This is a genomic window from Stenotrophomonas sp. GSD10 (assembly GCF_056172695.1).
The window spans coordinates 1,280,875-1,300,429 of the sequence record NZ_JAOCMC010000002.1 but is presented as its reverse complement, the minus strand read 5'-3'; the positions used below and the strand labels follow the sequence as shown (position 1 = coordinate 1,300,429).

Annotated in this window: 22 protein-coding genes and 1 pseudogene; 6 read left to right on the top strand and 17 right to left on the bottom strand. The window is 66.8% G+C overall.

Translation table 11 applies throughout. The features are described from left to right. Positions 1 to 2 precede the first annotated feature (2 nt). Positions 3 to 635: a 23S rRNA (uridine(2552)-2'-O)-methyltransferase RlmE gene (gene rlmE / locus N4G47_RS06330; protein ID WP_005409014.1), complete on the bottom strand. Its 633-nt coding sequence runs from the start codon at positions 633 to 635 to the stop codon at positions 3 to 5. Positions 636 to 700: 65 nt separating this feature from the next. Between rlmE and yhbY the strand changes: the two genes are divergently transcribed. Next, positions 701 to 1,006, top strand: a complete 306-nt coding sequence (gene yhbY / locus N4G47_RS06325) for a ribosome assembly RNA-binding protein YhbY (protein WP_475285928.1) — start codon at positions 701 to 703, stop codon at positions 1,004 to 1,006. Positions 1,007 to 1,019: 13 nt separating this feature from the next. Further along, positions 1,020 to 1,394: an Mth938-like domain-containing protein gene (locus N4G47_RS06320; protein ID WP_107233112.1), complete on the top strand. Its 375-nt coding sequence runs from the start codon at positions 1,020 to 1,022 to the stop codon at positions 1,392 to 1,394. A 27-nt stretch (positions 1,395 to 1,421) separates the two neighbouring features. Here N4G47_RS06320 and N4G47_RS06315 read toward each other — a convergent pair whose 3' ends face one another. From N4G47_RS06315 to surE, 5 genes are all read right to left on the bottom strand, one after another. After that, a complete protein-coding gene (locus N4G47_RS06315; RefSeq protein WP_475285925.1) occupies positions 1,422 to 1,910 on the bottom strand; it encodes a YqhG/Tai3 family protein in 489 nt (162 codons plus the stop codon). A gap of 214 nt (positions 1,911 to 2,124) precedes the next feature. After that, positions 2,125 to 2,907 (bottom strand): peptidoglycan DD-metalloendopeptidase family protein, encoded by a 783-nt coding sequence (locus N4G47_RS06310; RefSeq protein ID WP_107233110.1) that lies wholly within the window; start codon positions 2,905 to 2,907, stop codon positions 2,125 to 2,127. Beyond that, positions 2,904 to 3,518, bottom strand: coding sequence for a YqaA family protein (locus N4G47_RS06305; RefSeq protein WP_014036746.1), 615 nt, complete (start codon positions 3,516 to 3,518; stop codon positions 2,904 to 2,906). The genes N4G47_RS06310 and N4G47_RS06305 overlap by 4 nt, the downstream gene beginning before the upstream one ends. 18 nt (positions 3,519 to 3,536) lie before the next feature. Then, on the bottom strand, positions 3,537 to 4,214 hold the full coding sequence (locus N4G47_RS06300; protein WP_475285923.1) for a protein-L-isoaspartate(D-aspartate) O-methyltransferase: 678 nt from the start codon (positions 4,212 to 4,214) through the stop codon (positions 3,537 to 3,539). Beyond that, entirely contained in the window at positions 4,211 to 4,990 is a 780-nt protein-coding gene (gene surE / locus N4G47_RS06295; RefSeq protein WP_475285921.1) for a 5'/3'-nucleotidase SurE, read from the bottom strand. Before surE ends, N4G47_RS06300 begins: the two co-directional genes overlap by 4 nt. A gap of 209 nt (positions 4,991 to 5,199) precedes the next feature. On the opposite strand from surE, the gene N4G47_RS06290 reads away from it, so the two are divergent. Then, entirely contained in the window at positions 5,200 to 5,739 is a 540-nt protein-coding gene (locus tag N4G47_RS06290; protein ID WP_475285919.1) for a Smr/MutS family protein, read from the top strand. 123 nt (positions 5,740 to 5,862) lie between these two features. Here N4G47_RS06290 and truD read toward each other — a convergent pair whose 3' ends face one another. The 9 genes from truD to N4G47_RS06245 all read right to left on the bottom strand — a co-directional run bounded on the left by truD (position 5,863) and on the right by N4G47_RS06245 (position 12,855). Then, complete coding sequence (gene truD, locus N4G47_RS06285) at positions 5,863 to 6,894, bottom strand: tRNA pseudouridine(13) synthase TruD (protein WP_475285917.1); 1,032 nt, start codon at positions 6,892 to 6,894, stop codon at positions 5,863 to 5,865. Then, entirely contained in the window at positions 6,891 to 7,388 is a 498-nt protein-coding gene (gene ispF, locus N4G47_RS06280; RefSeq protein ID WP_475285915.1) for a 2-C-methyl-D-erythritol 2,4-cyclodiphosphate synthase, read from the bottom strand. Before ispF ends, truD begins: the two co-directional genes overlap by 4 nt. A gap of 34 nt (positions 7,389 to 7,422) precedes the next feature. Beyond that, positions 7,423 to 8,121 (bottom strand): 2-C-methyl-D-erythritol 4-phosphate cytidylyltransferase, encoded by a 699-nt coding sequence (ispD, locus tag N4G47_RS06275; RefSeq protein ID WP_475285913.1) that lies wholly within the window; start codon positions 8,119 to 8,121, stop codon positions 7,423 to 7,425. After that, positions 8,118 to 8,471: a cell division protein FtsB gene (ftsB, locus tag N4G47_RS06270; protein WP_107233104.1), complete on the bottom strand. Its 354-nt coding sequence runs from the start codon at positions 8,469 to 8,471 to the stop codon at positions 8,118 to 8,120. The genes ispD and ftsB overlap by 4 nt, the downstream gene beginning before the upstream one ends. Before the next feature lie 4 nt (positions 8,472 to 8,475). Next, positions 8,476 to 9,768: a phosphopyruvate hydratase gene (eno, locus tag N4G47_RS06265; RefSeq protein ID WP_475285911.1), complete on the bottom strand. Its 1,293-nt coding sequence runs from the start codon at positions 9,766 to 9,768 to the stop codon at positions 8,476 to 8,478. Positions 9,769 to 9,864: 96 nt separating this feature from the next. Further along, the gene (locus tag N4G47_RS06260; protein WP_475285909.1) at positions 9,865 to 10,194 is read right to left on the bottom strand and encodes a hypothetical protein; all 330 of its coding nucleotides are present in this window, start codon (positions 10,192 to 10,194) and stop codon (positions 9,865 to 9,867) included. Continuing rightward, positions 10,194 to 10,541: a hypothetical protein gene (locus N4G47_RS06255; RefSeq protein ID WP_475285907.1), complete on the bottom strand. Its 348-nt coding sequence runs from the start codon at positions 10,539 to 10,541 to the stop codon at positions 10,194 to 10,196. The genes N4G47_RS06260 and N4G47_RS06255 overlap by 1 nt, the downstream gene beginning before the upstream one ends. 18 nt (positions 10,542 to 10,559) lie before the next feature. Next, positions 10,560 to 12,224: a CTP synthase gene (locus N4G47_RS06250; RefSeq protein WP_057495881.1), complete on the bottom strand. Its 1,665-nt coding sequence runs from the start codon at positions 12,222 to 12,224 to the stop codon at positions 10,560 to 10,562. A 397-nt stretch (positions 12,225 to 12,621) separates the two neighbouring features. After that, positions 12,622 to 12,855, bottom strand: a complete 234-nt coding sequence (locus N4G47_RS06245; protein WP_475285905.1) for a hypothetical protein — start codon at positions 12,853 to 12,855, stop codon at positions 12,622 to 12,624. A gap of 171 nt (positions 12,856 to 13,026) precedes the next feature. Between N4G47_RS06245 and parE the strand changes: the two genes are divergently transcribed. The 3 genes and pseudogenes from parE to N4G47_RS06230 all read left to right on the top strand — a co-directional run bounded on the left by parE (position 13,027) and on the right by N4G47_RS06230 (position 17,245). Then, positions 13,027 to 14,916 carry a DNA topoisomerase IV subunit B gene (parE, locus tag N4G47_RS06240; RefSeq protein WP_006431439.1) on the top strand — a complete coding sequence of 630 codons (1,890 nt, stop codon included), beginning with the start codon at positions 13,027 to 13,029 and terminating at the stop codon, positions 14,914 to 14,916. Between the two features lie 150 nt (positions 14,917 to 15,066). After that, positions 15,067 to 15,645 (top strand): GNAT family N-acetyltransferase, encoded by a 579-nt coding sequence (locus N4G47_RS06235; RefSeq protein ID WP_475285903.1) that lies wholly within the window; start codon positions 15,067 to 15,069, stop codon positions 15,643 to 15,645. Positions 15,646 to 15,755: 110 nt separating this feature from the next. Continuing rightward, a pseudogene (locus N4G47_RS06230) lies at positions 15,756 to 17,245 on the top strand (S10 family peptidase). Positions 17,246 to 17,574: 329 nt separating this feature from the next. Here N4G47_RS06230 and N4G47_RS06225 read toward each other — a convergent pair. Beyond that, positions 17,575 to 18,696: an inorganic phosphate transporter gene (locus tag N4G47_RS06225; RefSeq protein WP_057495877.1), complete on the bottom strand. Its 1,122-nt coding sequence runs from the start codon at positions 18,694 to 18,696 to the stop codon at positions 17,575 to 17,577. A gap of 13 nt (positions 18,697 to 18,709) precedes the next feature. Continuing rightward, a complete protein-coding gene (locus N4G47_RS06220) occupies positions 18,710 to 19,336 on the bottom strand; it encodes a DUF47 domain-containing protein (RefSeq protein ID WP_006431321.1) in 627 nt (208 codons plus the stop codon). Positions 19,337 to 19,555: the final 219 nt, after the last annotated feature.

Sequence of the window (19,555 nt, the reverse complement as noted above, 5' to 3'; positions counted from 1 at the left end):
GCTTACTTCATGTGGGCGCGTTTTCCCTGACCCAAGGCATACACCTCGGGAGAGCGCTTGCGCGACGCTTCCGGCTTGCGGATGGAAACCTTGTCGTACCGGCGGCGCATGTCGCGCACGTAGTCGTCAAAGCCTTCGCCCTGGAACAGCTTGATCAGGAATGCCCCACCGGTCTTGAGGTGGTTGTCGGCAAAATCCAGGGCCAGCTCCGCCAGGTGCATCATCCGCGGCTGGTCGACCGCGCCCACACCACTCTTATTGGGGGCCATGTCCGACAGCACAAGGTCTACCGGCTGATCCCCGAGCATGGCTTCAAACTGCGATAGGACGGCTTCTTCCCTGAAGTCACCGTGAAGGAACTCCACGCCGGCCAGCGGCGGCATGTCCAGGATGTCCAGGGCCAGCACGCGGCCAGTGTCGCCGATCTGTCTCCGAACCTGCTGAGACCATCCGCCTGGGGCCGCGCCGAGGTCGACCACCACCATGTGGGGCTTCAGCAACCGGTCACGTTCGAGCAGCTCTTCGAGCTTGTAGGCGGCGCGCGAGCGCATGCCCTCGGCCTGCGCCTTCTTCACGAAGGGGTCGGAGAAGTGTTCCTTGAGCCAGCGCTGGCTGCTTTTGCTGCGGGTAGCCATTGAAAATAGGGGCGGATGGGGTCCTCATGATACCCTGATCGCCCCATTCAACCGTCTTTTCCTGCATGTCCATCGCCCTGACCGCCTCCCAGACCCGTTTCCTGCGCGGCCAAGCCCACGACCTGAAGGCCCTGCTGCAGACCGGCGGCAAGGGCGTGACCCCGGCCTTCCTCGCTGAGCTGAACGAAGTGCTGGAGCGCCACGAACTGGTGAAGGTGAAGGTCGCTGCCGAGGACCGCGAAGCGCGTGATGTGATGATCGGCGAGATCGTCGACGCCACCGGGAGCGCGCTGGTGCAGCGCATCGGCCACGTCGCCGTGCTGTACCGTCCGAGCAAGGAACAGCGCCAGATCGTGCTGCCGCGCGGCTGACCGCCCTACCGCCATGCAGCTGAACCACGAACCGCCTGATTACGCCTACAGCCTGCGCGCCGCCGACGGCCGCTCGGCGCGGGTGAACGAGCAGGTGCTGGACAGCAGTTTCTTCCTGACCCCTGACCAGCTGGTCGAGCAGTGGCCGGTGGTGCGTTCGGCCGAGCTGCAGCTGGCCGACCTGGAGCCGATCCTGGCGCTGAACCCGGCGTTGATCGTGCTTGGCACCGGTGATCGTCAGGTGTTTCCGCCGGCTGCAGTGATGGCGGCCTGCCTGTCCCGCGGCATCGGTCTGGAAGTGATGAACAACCCCGCCGCCGCGCGCACGTTCAACATTCTCGCCGGCGAAGGCCGCAAGGTCGCGGCTGCCTTCATTCTCGAAGGCTGAGGCGCCGCCGCCGGGCATGGCCCGGCGCTACCCGTGCGTGGCGGTACAACGAAAGGCCGAGAAGTCCTTCAGCCGCCCGATCAGGCTGCCGCCCTGGCCCCAGCGGATATCCATGACCTTCCAGTCCTGGCCCTGCCTCTGCAGCAGGACCCGGTCGGTCCAGCGATAGTCGCCTATCGCCATCTCGACGGGCATCCAGGTGGCTTCGCCGCTCGCGCCGGGCAGCCCAACCTTTACCGTTTCCGGCCGATCCGGCGCCATGAGATAGGGGCTCTGGTCCAGCATGTGCGGCTTTTCGTCAGGCGCCGCCAGAGCGGTGCAGGCCTGTTCATAGCCGCGCTGCGCATCGATGGCGGCGCGCAGGGCATCACCCAGCAGCGGCGCGATCACCGCCTGATCCGGCCCGCTGTTCTGCAGGGCGGCGTAGAAGCGGGTGGCGACGTCATGGGGATTGCTGGCGGCGGTTGCCAGCGCCGGGATGGCAAGCGACGCCAGAACGGAAAGGCGGCAGATCATGCGGCACCACAGGCGATGGGGTCTGCAGCAGGATGCCGCGTTCGCGGTTGACCGGGAAGATGGAGACGCGGCAATCAGGATCGTAAACAGCCCTTGCCGTTCAGCCTGGGCGCACGCTGGGCATGCCCGGCCGGCGCCACATCGCGGCGAAGAGCAGCCGAGCATGGCTCGGCTCTACATGGGCAAGCCCGGCGCTACCCCGCATCCGCCTGCGTCAGCGCGCCGGCAGATACTGCTGTGGGTCGACCGGCTTGCCGTTGTAACGGATCTCGAAGTGGACCATGTCGCGGTTCGCACCGGTACGGCCCATCTCGGCAATCTGCTCGCCGGCCTTCACGCTCTGGCCTTCGTTCACCAGGCGCTTGCGGTTGTGGCCATAGGCCGACAGCCACTGGTCGCTGTGCTTGATGATGATCAGCTCGCCGTAACCGACCAGTCCGGCGCCGGAATACACCACCACGCCGTTGGCGGTGGCCTTCACCGCCTGGCCGCTGGTGCCGGCAATGTCCACGCCCTGCTTGGTCGCATCACCGGCGACATAGCGGCCAACGATCGCGCCATCGGCCGGCCAGCGCCAGGCGATGTTGCTCTTCACCGGCCCCGCCGGTGCGGTGACCGGCGCGGTGCTGCCGGCACTGCCGCCCGGACGCGGCGCGGTCACCACGGTCGTGGGCGCGCGGCCACCGCTGGCACCCGGCGGGTACAGGCGGATCACCTGCCCCGGATGGATGGTCGATGGATTGTCCAGACTGTTCCAGGCAATCAGGTCGGCCGGCGTGATGTCGTGGATACGGGCCAGTGCATAGATGGTGTCGCCTTTGCGCACGACCACGGTCTGCCCCGGCTTGGGCACCGAGGTCTTCGGCGTGGTCACGCCACCACTGCTGCTGCCTCCACCCGGTCGGACCACGGTGGCGGTGCCGCAGGCAGCCAGGGTGGAAACCAGCACAGCCAGCGCGCCGATGCGCACTCCCTTGCTCAGACGATCAGGACTCATGCGAACTTCGACCTCCATACAAGCCAGGCAATCAGCACCACCACCAACGCGGTGGCGATCCAGCCCAGCGGTTCAATCCAGCGGCGCAGCGCCGCTTCGGCACGCGCACCGCCGATACGGATGACCGCGGCCAGCACGAACACGCGCTTGCCGCGACCGATCAGCATGCTCAACAGGTACTGCGGCATCGGTACGCCGACGATACCCGATGCCCACGTGAAGACCTTCATCGGGATGGGCATGAAGCCGCCCAGCACCAGGAAGGTGAACACCGCCCACGGCGACTCGGCCATCTTCGCCTGCACGGTGGTGATGCCCTGCTCGATCGCCGGCAGCATGCCGAGCGCCTCGAACAGCGGCTTGATCGCCTCGAACGCGTAATGACCCAGCGCATAGCCGACCAGCGCACCGACCATCGAGCCGGCCAGGCTGAGGGTAGCGAACCACCACCCGCGCTTGGGCTGGGCCACGCACATCGGCGCCAGCATCACCTCCGGCATCACCGGGAAGATGATCGCCTCGAAGAAGCTCAATACCGTCAGGTAGGTCGGCGCCCGTTCGTGCGCCGCCCACTTCATCGCCCGCTCGTACAGCGGCCCGAAAATCTTCATGCAACCCTGCTCCGTGGATTAGTCGAGCATGCCAGACAGCAGCGGCACGAACGTGACCGGCGCCAGCACGCGTTGTTCGATGCTGCCATCGGCCTTGCGGTCCAGCTGCACCAGTGACTGCCCGCCCGGCCCGCCGACCGGGGCCACCAGGCGCCCGCCTTCGGCCAGCTGCTCCACCAGTGCATCAACCAGCGCCGGTGCCGCCGCGGTGACCACGATGGCATCGAACGGACCGTGCTCGGCCCAGCCAACGCGGCCATCGTCATGCTTGGTGCGGATGTTCATGCCCAGCGCGCGGAAGCGCTTGCGCGCCTGTCGCAGCAGGTCGCCGATGCGCTCGACCGTATAGACCTCCAGCCCCAGCGCGCCGAGGATGGCCGCCTGATAGCCGGAGCCGGTGCCGACTTCCAGCACGCGCTTCGGCGCCACCTGCAGCACGGCCTCGGTCATCCTCGCCACCACCCAGGGCTGCGAGATGGTCTGGCCATGGCCGATCGGCAGCGCGGTGTCTTCATAGGCACGCGAGGCCAGTGCTTCGTCGATGAACAGATGACGCGGCACGACCCGGATCGCGTTCAAGGTGGACTCGTCGACGATGCCGGCTTCACGCAGACGGTCGACCAGACGATCACGCACGCGCTGCGAGGTCATGCCGATACCGACAGCTTCAGGCTGCAGGCGCAGGCGTGGGCTCATGCCTGCGGGTCCAGCGCGGCGCTGAGGCCGCCGACCCAGCTGGCCACCTTCTCCAGTGCCTGGTAGCGGGTCAGGTCGACCTGGATCGGCGTGATCGAGATGTGACCGGTGCGCACGGCGTGGAAATCGGTACCGGGGCCGGAGTCCTGCTCGCGGCCGGCCGGGCCGATCCAGTACACCTCGTTGCCACGCGGATCCTTCTGCGCGATGCAGCCTTCGGCGCGATGGCGGTTGCCCAGGCGGGTGACTTCGAAGCCCTTGACCTCGTTCCACGGCAGGTCCGGCACGTTGACGTTGAGGATGGTATCAGCGGGCAACGGGTCGGCCTTGAGCCGGGCGACGATCTCCACCGCGGCACGCGCGGCGGTCTCGAAATGCTTCGGGTCGTGATTGCGGCTGACCAGCGAGACCGCCACCGCCGGCAGGCCGAGGAAGCGGCCTTCCATCGCCGCCGAGACGGTGCCGGAATAGATCACGTCGTCGCCGAGGTTGGCGGCGTTGTTGATGCCGGACACGACAATGTCAGGCTCGAATTCAAGCAGGCCGGTCAGCGCCAGGTGCACGCAGTCGGTTGGTGTACCGGCCACCGAGACGGTGTAGTGGTCGATGCGCTTGAGCCGGATCGGCAGGTCCAGGGTCAGCGAATTGCTGGCACCGGAGCGATCGCGGTCGGGTGCGACCACCGTCACTTCGTGTCCGGCCTCGCGCAGGACTGAGGCAAGCATCCGGATGCCTGCGGCGTCGACACCATCGTCATTGCTGACCAGGATTCGCATCTTCGATTTAACCGCTTGATTTTCCAAGAATTCGATTCCATCACCGTGCAGTGTGGGCGGGACCGTCGCGCTCCCCTGAGGAAGCGGTCGACCCTGCAAGGGCATCATCTATTGTGCCGCATGCGAGCCGCCGGTCCTACCCTGCCGGCGGTCACGCCCGACATCGAACCGTCATAGGCAGACCTGCGCCGGCGGTTTACCCTGTGCGCATGTCGCACCCTGAAGACGAAGATCCGGCCGCGTTGTTCCGCGCGGCCATCGGCGCAGTGACGCCGCTGCGCAAGGATGCCGAGCCGGCACCCGCGGCGCCCCGGCCGAAGCCGCGCGCGCGCATGGCCGAGCGCGATGAGGCTGAAGCGGCCGGCGAGTTCGCGCGGCTGCTGCGTGACAGTTCGCCGCTGGAGGCGGGCGACGTGGCCAGCTATCGCCGCGACAATCTGCCGCCACGCCTGTTCCAGCGTCTCAAACGAGGCCAGTACTCGGTGCAGGACGAACTGGACCTGCATGGCGCCACCGCCGCGCAGGCGGAGGTTCTGCTGCGCCAGTTCCTGCAGGAAGCGCATGCACACGAGTACGGCTGCGTGCGCATCATCCACGGCAAGGGTTTGCAGTCCGATGGTGGTGCGCCGGTGCTGAAGAACCTGGTCGACCGCCTGCTGCGGCTGCGCAACGACGTGCTGGCCTTCCATTCGGCGCCCACCGGGCAAGGCGGCACCGGCGCGGTGCTGGTACTGCTGGCACGACGCTGAAGAAAGGGGACGCCATGTATCCAGGTAGAGTCGACTGTTAGTCGACTGCTGCTCCAACGGCACGCGAAAACCCCGCGCTGCGCGCGTAAGTCGACTGACAGTCGACTCTACCGTGTGCCCGGCTCAGGCCTGTGAGGCGTCTTCGACCGGGCCGAGCTCGTGCAGCACGGCGGTGGCGTAGCAACCCGGCGGCAGCGCGAACGACAACTCGAGTACGTCGTCGGCCAGCCACTGGTGCTGCAACAGCGCCGGACGCAGGCGCAACGCGCGACGCTCCTGCTTCAGGCGCGCATCTTCCAGCCCGGCACGCAGTGCCTTGGACTCCTCGTCATCCAGTGCGGCCAGCTCCAGTTCGCGCGCGGCGTCGGCGCTGCGCAGTTCGCCTTCGCCCCACAGCGGTGCGCTGGGATGGATGTCGAACCGCGCCAGGCGCTCGGCCAGCACGTCGGTGTACGGCTCGGGGCCGAACACGCTACGGCTGCCGTCGAGCATCCACACCTCGCCGTCGAGTGGCTGATCCCAGTTGCCCCGCTCCACGCGCGCGGCCAGCACGCGATTGAACAGCGCCGAACGGGCCGCGGACAACAACAGCGAACGCTGATCCTTGCGCATGCGCCGACCAGCAAACATGGCCAGCGCCGCCGGTACGTTGCCGCCGTCGCGGCCGAAGCGCTGCTCGCCGAACCAGTTCGGCAGGCCGCGTTCGGCAATCTGCTGCAGGCGCTCGCTGATCGCAGCGGCATCGCCCCGCACCTCGCGCAGCACCAGCTTGAATCGGTTGCCGGCCAATGCGCCGCGCTGCAGCTTGCGGTTGTGCCAGGTGGCCTCGATCACCTCGATCTCAGCGCTGGCCAGTTCGGCCAGATCCGGCGCGACGCGCTTGGGCAGGTGCACGCTGAAGCGCTGGGTGGTGACCGCGTGTCGGTCTTTCATGCCGGCGTAGCTCACCGCCATTTCCGGCAGGCCGGCCCACTTGGCCAGCAGCTTGGCCACATGCACGGTATTGGCACCGCGCTTGCGGATGTGCAGCAGCAGGTGCTCGCCTTCGCCGGTGGCCTCGAAGGCCGGCAGTTCGTCCACCTGGAAATCTTCCGGCGTGGTGCGGATGCGTGCCGTCAGCAACGGCGTACCGAACGCGAGCGGTACCGGGATCATGCCGCCACCAGCAGCACGACGGCCTGCGCCGCGATGCCCTCACCGCGGCCGGTGAAACCCAGCTTCTCCGAGGTGGTGGCCTTGACGCTGACCGCATCCAGCGGCAGCTGCAGCAGACCGCCAATGCGCTCGCGCATGGCCAGTGCATGCGGACCGACCTTCGGACGCTCGCAGATCACTGTGATGTCGGTGTTGCCGACACGCCAGCCGCGCTCGCGCAGCAGGCTGTCGCAGTGACGCACGAAGTCGCTGCTGTCGGCGTCCTTCCAGCGGTCGTCGCTCGGCGGGAAATGCTGGCCGATGTCGCCCAGCGCCAGCGCACCAAGCATTGCATCGCACAACGCGTGCAGGATCACGTCGCCGTCGCTGTGTGCGAGCACGCCGCAGCTGTGCGGTACGTTCACCCCGCCGAGCATGATGTGATCGCCTTCGCCGAAGGCATGGACGTCGTAGCCCTGGCCGATGCGGACGGGCGGGAACGGTGCGGTGCTCATGGATGCAACCCTTGCAGCAGGGCCGCGCGGACAATCAGCCAGCGCGGCGGGAAAGTACGAATTCAAACCGGTCCAGATCGGCCGGGGTGGTGACCTTGAAGTTGTCCTCGCTGCCTTCCACCAGCAGCGGGCGCTGGCCTTGGCGCTCCATCGCCATCGCCTCGTCGGTCACTTCGACGCCAGCGGCGGCCGCCTCGGCCAGTGCACGGCTGAGCTGGTGGCGACGGAACAGCTGCGGCGTCAGTGCACGCCACAGGCGTTCGCGCGGCTCGGTGGCATCGATGCCACCGTCGTCGCCCGCACGCTTGAGCGTGTCGCGCACTGGCGCGGCCAGGATCGCGCCGACCGGATCGGCACGCCCTACTTCGAGCAGACGACCCAGATCGACCGGCGACAGGTTCGGCCGCGCCGCATCGTGGACCAGCACGAATTCATCGGCGCGTACCGAGTCTGGCAGCGCCTGCAACCCGGCCAGTACCGAGGCGGCACGGGTCGCGCCGCCGGTGCAGGTCAACACCGGCTTGCCGGCCCATTCACTCCAGCCCGGCCAGTCGGCATCATCCTGGCCGATCACCACCATCGCCCCGGCCACGGCCGGGTGCGCGAGCAGCGCGTCCAGGGTGTGGGCAAGCAGGATCTGTCCACCCGCCTGCAGGTACTGCTTGGGCAACGGCGCACCAAACCGCGCGCCACGACCGGCGGCCGGAACCACCACCCAGATCGCCGCGCTCATGGCACGTCCGCCGGATGTTCGCCGGCCTGGGCACTGACGCCCGCAGCGGGCTGCGCCGGAGGGACCGGCGCATCCTCGACCACGCGGTAGAACTTCTCGCCGGGCTTGATCATGCCCAGCTCACTGCGCGCGCGTTCCTCGATGGCGGACTGGCCTTCCTTGAGGTCCTTCACTTCCGCAGCCAGCGCATCGTTGCGCTGCTGCAGGCCCTCATTGTCCCGCTCCTGGTTGGCGACCTGGGCTTCGAGCATCATCACTTCGCCCGAATTGCCCGGGCCGAACCAGAAGCGATACTGCAGCCAGCCCAGCAACAGGGCCAGCACCAGCAGCATCCAGCGCCAGTCGCGCATCGGCTCAGCGCTTCAGCGAAACGAACGCGTCACGACCGGCGTAACGCGCGCCGGCGCCGAGGGCTTCCTCGATGCGCAGCAGCTGGTTGTACTTGGCCACGCGATCGCTGCGGCACAGCGAGCCGGTCTTGATCTGGGTGGCGGTGGTAGCCACCGAGATGTCGGCGATGGTGGTGTCTTCGGTTTCGCCCGAACGGTGCGAGACCACGGCGGCGTAGCCGGCACGGTCGGCCATGGCAATCGCTTCCAGGGTTTCGCTCAGGGTGCCGATCTGGTTGACCTTGATCAGGATCGCGTTGGCGGTGCCCGAGTCGATGCCTTCCTGGAAGATCTTCGGATTGGTCACGAACAGGTCGTCGCCGACCAGCTGCACCTTCTTGCCGATGCGGTCGGTCAGCAGCTTCCAGCCGGCCCAGTCGTTCTCGGCCAGGCCGTCTTCAATGGTGATGATCGGGTACTGCGCGGCCCAGTCGGCGAGGAAGTCGACGAACTGCTCGGAGGTCAGGCGCTTGTTCTCGCCGACCAGGTTGTACTTGCCGTTCTCGAAGAACTCGCTGGAGGCCACGTCCAGGCCCAGCAGCACGTCTTCACCGGCGGTGTAGCCGGCCTTGCCGATCGCTTCGAGGATGGTGTCCAGCGCTTCAACGTTGCTGCGGAAGTCCGGTGCGAAGCCGCCTTCGTCGCCCACGGCCGTGCTCAGGCCGTGGCCCTTCAGCACCGACTTCAACGAATGGAAGATTTCGGTGCCGGCACGCAGCGCTTCGGAGAACGAGGTGAAGCCCACCGGCAGCACCATGAACTCCTGGAAGTCGACGTTGTTGTCGGCGTGCGCACCGCCGTTGATGATGTTCATCATCGGCACCGGCAGCGACGGGGTCACGCCGGTCTTGGCGGCCAGGTACTGCCACAGTGCCTGCTTGTTCGATGCGGCGGCGGCGTGCGCGGCAGCCATCGAAACACCCAGCAGCGCGTTGGCGCCCAGGCGGCCCTTGTTCTCGGTGCCGTCCAGGTCGATCAGGCGACGGTCGAGGCCGACCTGGTCGGTGGCCTCGAAGCCCTTCAGCGCGGCGGCGATGGTGGTGTTGACGTTGTCGACGGCCTTGCGCACGCCCTTGCCCAGGTAACGGGTCTTGTCGCCGTCACGCAGCTCGACCGCTTCCTTGGTGCCGGTCGAGGCGCCGGAGGGAACCGCGGCGCGACCGAACGAACCGTCCTCCAGGATGACTTCGGCTTCCAGCGTGGGATTGCCACGGCTGTCGAGGATTTCACGGGCATGGATGCTGCGGATCGTACTCATGGTCGGGCCGGTTACCTGTCTGGAGAGGGGGCGACAAAACGAATGCCGCGTGATTATCCCCGGCTGCCCGCCACTTGCCAAATGGCGCGGGCGCCGTCAGGCCAGACTGGCCCCGATCACCATCAGGATCAACGACATCATCACCACCAGCAGGCCGCCGGCTATGGCAGCCAACACGCCGCCGCGGCGGCGACGCCAGGCCATCACCATCGCCATCAGACTGCCGACGAACGACAGCACCAGCATGGCGAGCGCAGCCAGGATCCAGAGCTGCATGGCCTGAATGCCGTGACTGCCATCGCCGGGCGAGCCGAAACTGGCGGCGAAGGCGAGCACGGCTACCGTCAGCCCAGCCCAGGAAAGAACCGCCAGCGCCAGCGCGATCAGGCCCCAGGGCCGATCACGCGTTGCCAGGGTCGCATTCATCAGAGCAGCCCGTAGAACAGCGCGCCGAGCCACAGCGACAGCAGGATGATCGCCAGGCCGGCGGCCACCTTGCCGCGATTCAGTCGCCAGGCCAGTCCGGCGGCAGCGACGCAGCCTACGGCCGCCACCAACTCCCCGGCCAGCAGCGCAATGAAGCAGGCCCGCAGGTTGAAGGCGCTGCCACCATCACCTGGCGGGCGCACGGACGCGGCACCGATCAGCACCAGCCCGAACATGCCCACGGTGAACAGCACCGCCAGGCCCAGTGCGACCAGGCCCCACGGCCACTGCCTCCAGTGCCGGCGGCGGCGCTGGTTTTCCAGCGCCTGCCACGGGTCACGACTCACCCGAAGCCCTCACCGACGTCAGGCGCGCACTTCGGAAAGCAGCTTGCCGCCGGCCTTGCGCTCGCGCGCGGCGCGGATGAAACCGATGAACAGCGGGTGGCCGTCACGCGGCGTGGACAGGAACTCCGGATGCGCCTGGCAGGCCAGGAACCACGGGTGCGCATCACGCGGCAGTTCCACCACTTCCACCAGGGTGTCGTCCATCGACTTGCCGGCGATCACCAGGCCAGCGTCTTCCAGCTGGGTGCGGTAGCGGTTGTTGAACTCGTAGCGGTGGCGGTGACGCTCGGCAACCACGTCCTTGCCGTACAGCTCGCGGGCCAGCGTGCCCGGCTTCAGGCGCTGTTCCTGCAGGCCCAGGCGCATGGTGCCGCCGAGGTCGCTCTTGTCGTCGCGCTTCTCGACATCGCCGCTGGCAGTGCGCCATTCGGTGATCAGGCCGATCACCGGGTTCGGCGACTGGCGATCGTTCTCGGTGCTGTTGGCGCCTTCCAGGCCGACCACGTTGCGTGCGTAATCGACCACCGCCGCCTGCATGCCGTAGCAGATGCCGAAGTACGGCACCTGCTGCTCGCGGGCGAACTTCGAGGTCAGCACCTTGCCTTCGAAACCACGGTCACCGAAGCCACCCGGCACCAGGATGCCGTCGACATCGGCCAGCGCGGCCATGTCGGTGCCTTCCAGGTCCTGTGCTTCCAGCCACTTCAGGTTGACCTTGGTGCGCTGGCGCAGGCCGCCGTGCTTGAGCGCCTCGCCCACCGACTTGTAGGCGTCCTGGTGGTCGACGTACTTGCCGACCACGGCGATCGTCACTTCGTCCAGCGGGTGCAGGGTCGCATCGACCGCGTCTTCCCACATCGACAGGTCGACCGGACCGGCCTTGTCAGCCAGCTTCAGCTGGTTGACCACGATCTCGTCCAGGCCCTGCGCATGCAGGCCCGACGGAATGCGGTACAGCACGTCCACGTCCGGCACGCTGATGACGGCACGCTCGGAGACGTTGGTGAACTGGGCGATCTTGCGGCGCTCCGAATCCGGTACCGCCTGCTCGGAGCGGCACAGCAGCACGTCCGGCTGGATGCCGATCGAGCGCAGCTCCTTCACCGAGTGCTGGGTCGGCTTGGTCTTCAGCTCACCGGCCGCGCCGATGTACGGGACCAGGGTGAGGTGCATGAACAGCGCCTTCTCCGGGCCACGCTCGGTGCGCACCTGGCGGATCGCTTCCAGGAACGGCAGCGACTCGATGTCGCCGACGGTGCCACCGATCTCGACCAGGGCCACGTCGTAGCCTTCGGTGGCTTCGTCGATGCAGCGGCGGATTTCGTCGGTGATGTGCGGAATGACCTGCACAGTCGCGCCCAGGTAGTCGCCGCGGCGTTCCTTGCGGATCACGTTCTCGTAGATGCGACCGGTGGTGACCGAATTCTTGCGGCTCAGGCGGGTGCGCACGAAGCGCTCGTAGTGGCCCAGGTCGAGGTCGGTCTCGGCGCCGTCATCGGTGACGTAGACCTCACCGTGCTGGAACGGGCTCATGGTGCCCGGATCGACATTGATGTACGGGTCGAGCTTCATCATCGTGACCTTCAGGCCACGGGCTTCGAGAATGGCGGCCAGTGACGCAGCGGCAATGCCTTTGCCGAGCGAGGACACCACGCCGCCGGTTACGAAAATCAAGGGAGTCATGGCTGCAAGCATCCTGTCTGGAAATGGAAAACGGCAGCACCACGCGCACCCGGAGGGCGGGCATGGTGCTCAGAGGGGTTTTCCGGTTCGCTGGGACAGCGAGGGAGGTGCTGGGCCGTGCGGCGGCAGGCGCCGGACGGGGACCACCGTGCGAGGTCGGGGTGGCCGTGCCGGTCACATCGACCGTCACCTGCGACCCGCATTGCTGGCGGCCACGCTTGGCCGTGCCAGCCCATTCGCAAAGGGTGGACACGCACTTACTCCCGGAAAGCCATAGTTTACAGATTGATGGCCGCCAACCCAAGAGGCAGTTGCGGCCATCACCCAAAGAAACGCCCCGCTGAGCGGGGCGTCGGGGGCGAATCCCTTGCAGCAAGGGCTTCAGAGGGCGGAAGCGTTACTTCTTCTTCCTCGCCTCTTCTTCCTCTTCCTGCTGCGGGGCCGGCTGGCCCTGCGCCTTCATTTCGGCATTGGCCTGGGCACGGCGCTTGGCCTTGGCGTCCGCCTCGGACTGCGCCTTGTCGGCCTGGGCACCCTGCTGCGGAGCCGGCTGGCCGGCGTTCTGCGCCAGCACCAGCGGCACTGCAACGGCGGCAGCGGCCAGGATCGCAATGGTCAGCAACTTCTTCATGAGGTCCTCCTCGCGGTATGGCTTGGACGTTTCGACCCGATGGGGGTCGCCGGCGTTCAGATTCCAGCGGCTGCCATTTTACCCCTCCCGGCCGCCGAGGCTGAACCGCAGGCGTGCAAATTCGCCGCACAGACCGCACACTTGCGCGTCGCTCCGCGCTTTAGAAGATAGATGAACGCCCGCTATAACGCCGCCGATATTGAAGTCCTGTCCGGCCTTGACCCGGTCAAGCGCCGTCCCGGCATGTATACCGACACCGCGCGCCCGAACCATCTGGCGCAGGAAGTGATCGACAACTCGGTGGACGAGGCCCTCGCCGGCCACGCCCGTTCGATCGAGATCACCCTGTACAAGGACGGCAGTGTGGAGGTCAGCGATGACGGCCGCGGCATGCCGGTGGACATCCATCCGGAGGAGAAGATTCCGGGCGTCGAGCTGATCCTCACCCGCCTGCATGCGGGCGGCAAATTCAGCAACAACAACTACACCTTCTCCGGCGGCCTGCACGGCGTCGGCGTCAGCGTGGTCAACGCGCTGTCGACCCTGGTGGAAGTGCACATCAAGCGCGAAGGTGCCGAACACCGCATCACCTTCCGCAACGGCGACCGTGCCACCCCGCTGGAAGTGGTCGGCAGCGTCGGCAAGAAGAACACCGGCACCCGTGTGCGCTTCTGGCCGGACCCGAAGTACTTCGATACGCCCAAGTTCGCGGTGCGCGCGCTCAAGCACCTGCTGCGCGCCAAGGCCGTGCTGTGCCCGGGCCTGACCGTCAAGCTGACCGACGAAGCCACCGGTGAAGTCGATACCTGGTACTACGAAGACGGCCTGCGCGATTACCTGAAGCTGGAGCTGGGCGAGCGCGAATCGCTGCCGGCCGACCTGTTCGTGGGCAACCTGAAGAAGGACACCGAGGTGGTGGACTGGGCCGTGGCCTGGCTGCCGGAAGGTGAGCTGGTGCAGGAAAGCTACGTCAACCTGATTCCCACCGCGCAGCACGGCACCCACGTCAACGGCCTGCGTACCGGCCTGACCGAGGCGCTGCGCGAGTTCTGCGACTTCCGCAATCTGCTGCCGCGTGGCGTCAAGCTGGCCCCGGAAGACGTCTGGGACCGCGTGTCGTTCGTGCTGTCGCTGAAAATGACCGACCCGCAGTTCAGCGGCCAGACCAAGGAACGCCTGTCCTCGCGCCAGGCCGCCGGTTTCGTTGAAGGCGCCGCGCATGATGCCTTCAGCCTGCTGCTGAACCAGAACGTGGAGCTGGGCGAGAAGATCGCGCAGATCGCCATCGAGCGCGCCAGCGCGCGCCTGAAGACCGAGAAGCTGGTCGTCCGCAAGAAGGTCACCCAGGGCCCGGCCCTGCCCGGCAAGCTGGCCGACTGCATCAGCCAGGACCTGTCGCGCACCGAGCTGTTCCTGGTGGAAGGTGACTCGGCAGGCGGCAGTGCCAAGCAGGCGCGCGACAAGGATTTCCAGGCCATCATGCCGCTGCGCGGCAAGATCCTGAACACCTGGGAAGTGTCGTCCAACAGCGTGCTGGCCTCGGAAGAAGTGCACAACCTGGCCATCGCCATCGGCTGCGACCCGGGCAAGGATGACATCAGCGGCCTGCGTTACGGCAAGGTCATCATCCTGGCCGACGCCGACTCCGACGGCCTGCATATCGCCACCCTGCTGACCGCGCTGTTCCTGAAGCACTTCCCGGCGCTGGTCGATGCCGGCCACGTGTTCGTGGCGATGCCGCCGCTGTTCCGTATCGACGTGGGCAAGCAGGTGTTCTACGCCCTGGACGAGGAAGAGAAGCGCTCGATGCTGGACAAGATCGAACGCGAGAAGATCAAGGGCGCGATCAACGTGACCCGCTTCAAGGGCCTGGGTGAAATGAACCCGCCGCAGCTGCGCGAGTCGACCATCCACCCCGATACGCGCCGCCTGGTGCAGCTGACCGTGGACGACGGCGAGCAGACCCGCTCGCTGATGGACATGCTGCTGGCCAAGAAGCGCGCTTCGGACCGCAAGGGCTGGCTGGAAACCAAGGGCGACCTGGCCTCGCTGGAAGTCTGACCCTGGATCCACGGTAGTGCCGGCCGCTGGCCGGCAACCTCGACTGCCGGCCAACGGCCGGCACTACCGGTTCGGGCGCCCGGCTCCATCCGCCGCCATCGGCAAACCCGGCGGCGCCATAATGCGCGTCCCTCCGTGTGGACCACCGTATTGGCCAGCCACTCGCAGTTGTTCCCCGGCCTGCCGCTGCACAGTGCGCGACTGGTCCTGAGCCCGATCCGCCGTGACGACGCTGCCGCGCTGTTCGCGCTGCAATCCGATCCGGACGTGATGCGCTGGTGGAACCATCCGGCCTGGACCCGACCGGCCGAGGCCCGCGAACAGATCGACGACGACCTGGCCGCCCATGCCATCGGTACCCAGCTCAAGCTGGCTGTACGCGAAACCCTGGACGGCCCGTTGCTGGGCATCTGCGTGGTGTTCGCCGTCGATCGCGACGCCGCACGCGCGGAGATCGGCTACCTGCTGGCGCCCGACCGCCAGGGCCAGGGCTACATGCACGAAGCCCTGCAGCAGGTGCTGGCCTACCTGTTCCGCACCCTGCACCTGCACCGCATCGAAGCCGAGATCGATCCGCGCAATGCGCCTTCCGCACAGGTGCTGGAACGCCTGGGCTTCCACCGCGAAGGCATCCTGCGCCAGCGCTGGCGCATCCAGGGCGAACTCTCGGACTCGGCCGTGTATGGCCTGCTGGCGCACGACGACGCAGCCACCGCCCTGCCCGCTTGACCCAATCTGGCCACAACCGGCCAGTGCGCGCGGGCATGCCTTTGGACACATTCGTCGCGGGACCCGGGCGGCCTAGCATCGGAATCCCCTTCCGCTGCCGATCCGGTGCCATGAAGTCCCTGCTGCACACTGCCGCGCTCTGCGTCGGCCTGCTCATCGCCCCTGCCAGCGCGCTGGCCGCGCCCGCTGCCCAGCCTGATTCGAAAGGCGATACCAGCGAAGCGCCCGCGTTGCCGGCCGACGCCTCGGCCCGCCAGAGCATGCGCCTGGCCGGGCGCACCCTCGACTACACCGCCACCGTCGGCACCCTGCCGGTACGCGACGAGACGGGCAAGGTGATTGCCGATGTGGTGTTCACCGCCTACACGATGCCGGGCAAGGACCGGCCAGTGACGTTCGCACTCAACGGTGGCCCCGGCGCGTCGTCGGTCTACCTCAACATGGGCGCGATCGGGCCGAAGGTGGTGACCTTCGGTTCGGAGGAGACAGCGCCTCGGCGCCGGCCACCCTGCACGACAACCCGGGCACCTGGCTGGACTTCACCGACCTGGTGTTCATCGATCCGGTCGGCACCGGCTTCAGCCGCGCTCGCATCGGCGACGATGAAGCCAAGAAGCAGCTGTACAACCCCGGCGCCGATATCGAATACCTGTCGCGCTCGATCTACGACTGGCTGCTGCGCAACCAGCGCATGGCCTCGCGCAAGTACCTGACCGGCGAGAGCTATGGTGGCTATCGCGGCCCGCGCATCACCCACTTCCTGCAGACCCGGCTGGGCGTGGCGATGAACGGCCTGGTGCTGGTGTCGCCCTATCTGAGCCCGACGCTAGAAGACAACGCCGACGTCTCGCCGATGGCGTGGATGCAGACGCTGCCATCGATCGCCGCAGCGCACCTGGAGCGCCAGGGCAAGCTGACCGATGCGGCGATGCGCGAGGTGGTCGAATACACCCGCAGCGACTACGCCACCGCACTGATGAAGGGCCGCAGCGACCCGCAGGCCACCGAGGCGATGCTGCGTCGGGTGACCGAACTGACCGGGCTGGACCCCCAGTTCGTGCGCCGTGCCGGCGGCCGCCTGGAGACCCAGGCCTACCTGCGCGAAGTGTTCCGCGACAAGGGCACGCTGGGCAGCCGTTACGACTCCAACGTGACCGCGTTCGATCCGTTCCCGAACGATCCGGAACAGCGCGCCAATGATCCGTTGCTGGACAGCATCATCGCGCCGACCACCACCGCGATGGTCGACTTCGTGACGCGCGTGGTCGGCTGGAAGGTGGATGCGCGCTACCAGGCGCTGAATTACGAGGTGAACCGGCTGTGGGACCGCAATGGCGAACTGCGCCAGGGCGCGGTGACCCAGCTGCGCCAGGCGGTGGCGATCGATCCGCATCTGCAGGTGCTGATCGTGCACGGCTGGAATGACCTGTCCTGCCCGTTCATGGGTTCGATCCTGACCGTGGACCAGATGCCGGCAATGGGCAGCAACCCGGACCGGGTGCAGGTGCGCAGCTACCCGGGCGGCCACATGTTCTACAGCCGGGCGGACAGCCAGGCGGCGTTCCGCAAGGATGTGCAGGCGCTGTTCCAGCGCAACTGAGGGGTTCGGGCCGGGCCTGCGGCCCGGCACCCCTGACGGCAACGGCAAAAGCTGGCTTCCTGAGGGCTGGCGAGGTTCCTGCTGCTGACAGGTTCCTGCCGCTATTGGTGGGTGCCGACCGTTGGTCGGCACGGGGTCGGATCCCGTTGTTTGGCAACGGGCTCTGACCCTGGTTCTGCTCTGGTACGTGTCGACCGTGGTCGACATGATGGGTGCAGAAGAATTGTTTCTCCCATGAAAAAGCCCGCCGAAATCCGGCGGGCTTTTTCTTCTCCGGGGTCAGATCCTTTTCGCGCAGGGAAAGGGCTCTGACCCCAGGGTTGCTGGCATCAGGTCCAGCCGAACAGTTCGAACAGCTTCAGGATCAGGTACGCACAGCCGCCGGCAGCGGGAATGGTCAGGATCCAGGCCCAGATGATGCGCTCGATCACACCGAACTTCAGCGAGCGCGGGTTCTTGGCAAAGCCAACGCCCATGATCGCAGTGGAGATGCTGTGCGTGGTCGATACCGGCATGCCGAAGTGGGCGGCCAGGGTCAGGATGGTGGCCGAGCTGGTCTCCGCGGCGAAGCCGTGGATCGGGTGCAGCTTGACCATCTTGTGACCCAGCGTCTTGATGATCTTCCAGCCACCCGAGGCGGTACCGGCAGCCATCACCACCGCACAGGTCAGCACGATCCACATCGCGATGCCATCACCGGCATGCGCATCCGGGTGCATGAAGGCCAGCCACGACGGCAGGTTGTCCAGCGCGCCGGTGGCTTCAGCGCCGATCAGGGTCATGGCGATGATGCCCATGGTCTTCTGCGCGTCGTTGTGGCCGTGGGCGAAGCCCATGTAGGCCGCCGAGGCGATCTGGGCCTTGCCGAAGAAGGCGTTGACGATGCGCGGACGGGCCAGGCGACCGATGGCACCGCCAACCTTGGCCAGGCCAGCGATCAGCGCCCACAGCAGCACCATCACCACGATGCCCAGCAGGAAGCCGGCGATCGGCGAGGTGATCATCGGCACGAACACCTTCCACAGCAGGCCCTTGTTCTGCGCCCAGTTGCCCAGGCGCTCGGACCAGATCAACGCGTCCCAGTTGTTGTGAGCGGCGGCCAGGCCGGCGCCGCAGAGGCCACCGATCAGCGCGTGCGAGGAGGACGACGGCAGGCCCTTCCACCAGGTGATCAGGTTCCAGATGATGCCGCCCAGCAGCGCGCACAGGATCACCTGCGGGGTGACATCGACCACGTTGGTGTTGAGCAGGCCGGAGGCGATGGTCAGGGCGACGGCCGTACCGGTCAGCGCACCGATCAGGTTCATGAAGGCGGCCAGCATCACCGCCCAGCCGGGCGAGAGCACCTTGGTCGCGACCACGGTGGCAATGGAGTTGGCGGTGTCGTGGAAGCCGTTGATGAACTCGAAGACGAGCGCGGCCAGGATCACCACCAGGACAAGGGTCAACATGCGGCGGCGTCCGTCAGCTGTTCTTCAACACGATCTGGTACGCCACCACGCCGGCCTCGCGGCAACGGTCGATGGCCTTTTCCAGGATCTCGAAGAATTCCTTCAACAGGAACATCTGCAGGTTGTCCAAGCGGCCGGAATAGATGTCGCGGTACAGCTCGAGCATCAGGCGGTCGGCCTCGTTTTCCAGCGAGCGCAGCTTCTCGTTCAGCGCGGTCATCCGGTCCAGGTTCATGTGGCGCAGATCGGCCACCATCTCCACCACCACGCTGGCCGCCTGCTCCAGCATCGCCGCGCGCGGCGCGAAGTCGATGTGCTCCAGGTGGGTCGTGGCCAGCGAATAGCGGTCGGCGAACTTCTCGATCTGCTTGGGAATCTTGTACAGCGCCGAACCCAGCGCTTCGATGTCTTCGCGCTCGATCGGGGTCATGAAGCTGTCCACCAGCGCCTGGCTGATCTTGTCCGAGGCCGCGCGTTCGCGCAGGCGGGCCAGCTTGAAAGCGTCCAGCGCGGGCTGGCGGTCGGCCTCACGCAGCATGGAATGCAGCGCCTTGGCGGCGTCGGAGGCCGCCACGGCAGCCTCATCGAGCAGGGTGTAGAACTGTTTGCCGGAACCGAAAATGGTCTGCAGAGAGAACATTGAGAAACCTGTCAGCCGTCGCGGGAAGGACGGCACCAAGGCGAATTATGACGGCTAGATGACCATCTCGGGTATCCCTTCCCCATTCCAGGCCCCTGTCCACCCCAACCTGAACAGGCGGTTGCCACCCGGCCATGCCCCTTTGCTAAGATGCCAGCGCGCCTTCGGGCGCACCTTATGGACGACGACCCTTATCCCCCTGCGCCGCGCCGGACCCCG

What these genes read in the sequence shown, in the direction of transcription:
- rlmE (WP_005409014.1), bottom strand. Translation starts at nt 635, where the DNA reads ATGGCTACCCGCAGCAAAAGCAGCCAGCGCTGGCTCAAGGAACACTTC.
- yhbY (WP_475285928.1), top strand. Translation starts at nt 701, where the DNA reads ATGTCCATCGCCCTGACCGCCTCCCAGACCCGTTTCCTGCGCGGCCAA.
- N4G47_RS06320 (WP_107233112.1), top strand. Translation starts at nt 1,020, where the DNA reads ATGCAGCTGAACCACGAACCGCCTGATTACGCCTACAGCCTGCGCGCC.
- N4G47_RS06315 (WP_475285925.1), bottom strand. Translation starts at nt 1,910, where the DNA reads ATGATCTGCCGCCTTTCCGTTCTGGCGTCGCTTGCCATCCCGGCGCTG.
- N4G47_RS06310 (WP_107233110.1), bottom strand. Translation starts at nt 2,907, where the DNA reads ATGAGTCCTGATCGTCTGAGCAAGGGAGTGCGCATCGGCGCGCTGGCT.
- N4G47_RS06305 (WP_014036746.1), bottom strand. Translation starts at nt 3,518, where the DNA reads ATGAAGATTTTCGGGCCGCTGTACGAGCGGGCGATGAAGTGGGCGGCG.
- N4G47_RS06300 (WP_475285923.1), bottom strand. Translation starts at nt 4,214, where the DNA reads ATGAGCCCACGCCTGCGCCTGCAGCCTGAAGCTGTCGGTATCGGCATG.
- surE (WP_475285921.1), bottom strand. Translation starts at nt 4,990, where the DNA reads ATGCGAATCCTGGTCAGCAATGACGATGGTGTCGACGCCGCAGGCATC.
- N4G47_RS06290 (WP_475285919.1), top strand. Translation starts at nt 5,200, where the DNA reads ATGTCGCACCCTGAAGACGAAGATCCGGCCGCGTTGTTCCGCGCGGCC.
- truD (WP_475285917.1), bottom strand. Translation starts at nt 6,894, where the DNA reads ATGATCCCGGTACCGCTCGCGTTCGGTACGCCGTTGCTGACGGCACGC.
- ispF (WP_475285915.1), bottom strand. Translation starts at nt 7,388, where the DNA reads ATGAGCACCGCACCGTTCCCGCCCGTCCGCATCGGCCAGGGCTACGAC.
- ispD (WP_475285913.1), bottom strand. Translation starts at nt 8,121, where the DNA reads ATGAGCGCGGCGATCTGGGTGGTGGTTCCGGCCGCCGGTCGTGGCGCG.
- ftsB (WP_107233104.1), bottom strand. Translation starts at nt 8,471, where the DNA reads ATGCGCGACTGGCGCTGGATGCTGCTGGTGCTGGCCCTGTTGCTGGGC.
- eno (WP_475285911.1), bottom strand. Translation starts at nt 9,768, where the DNA reads ATGAGTACGATCCGCAGCATCCATGCCCGTGAAATCCTCGACAGCCGT.
- N4G47_RS06260 (WP_475285909.1), bottom strand. Translation starts at nt 10,194, where the DNA reads ATGAATGCGACCCTGGCAACGCGTGATCGGCCCTGGGGCCTGATCGCG.
- N4G47_RS06250 (WP_057495881.1), bottom strand. Translation starts at nt 12,224, where the DNA reads ATGACTCCCTTGATTTTCGTAACCGGCGGCGTGGTGTCCTCGCTCGGC.
- N4G47_RS06245 (WP_475285905.1), bottom strand. Translation starts at nt 12,855, where the DNA reads ATGAAGAAGTTGCTGACCATTGCGATCCTGGCCGCTGCCGCCGTTGCA.
- parE (WP_006431439.1), top strand. Translation starts at nt 13,027, where the DNA reads ATGAACGCCCGCTATAACGCCGCCGATATTGAAGTCCTGTCCGGCCTT.
- N4G47_RS06225 (WP_057495877.1), bottom strand. Translation starts at nt 18,696, where the DNA reads ATGTTGACCCTTGTCCTGGTGGTGATCCTGGCCGCGCTCGTCTTCGAG.
- N4G47_RS06220 (WP_006431321.1), bottom strand. Translation starts at nt 19,336, where the DNA reads ATGTTCTCTCTGCAGACCATTTTCGGTTCCGGCAAACAGTTCTACACC.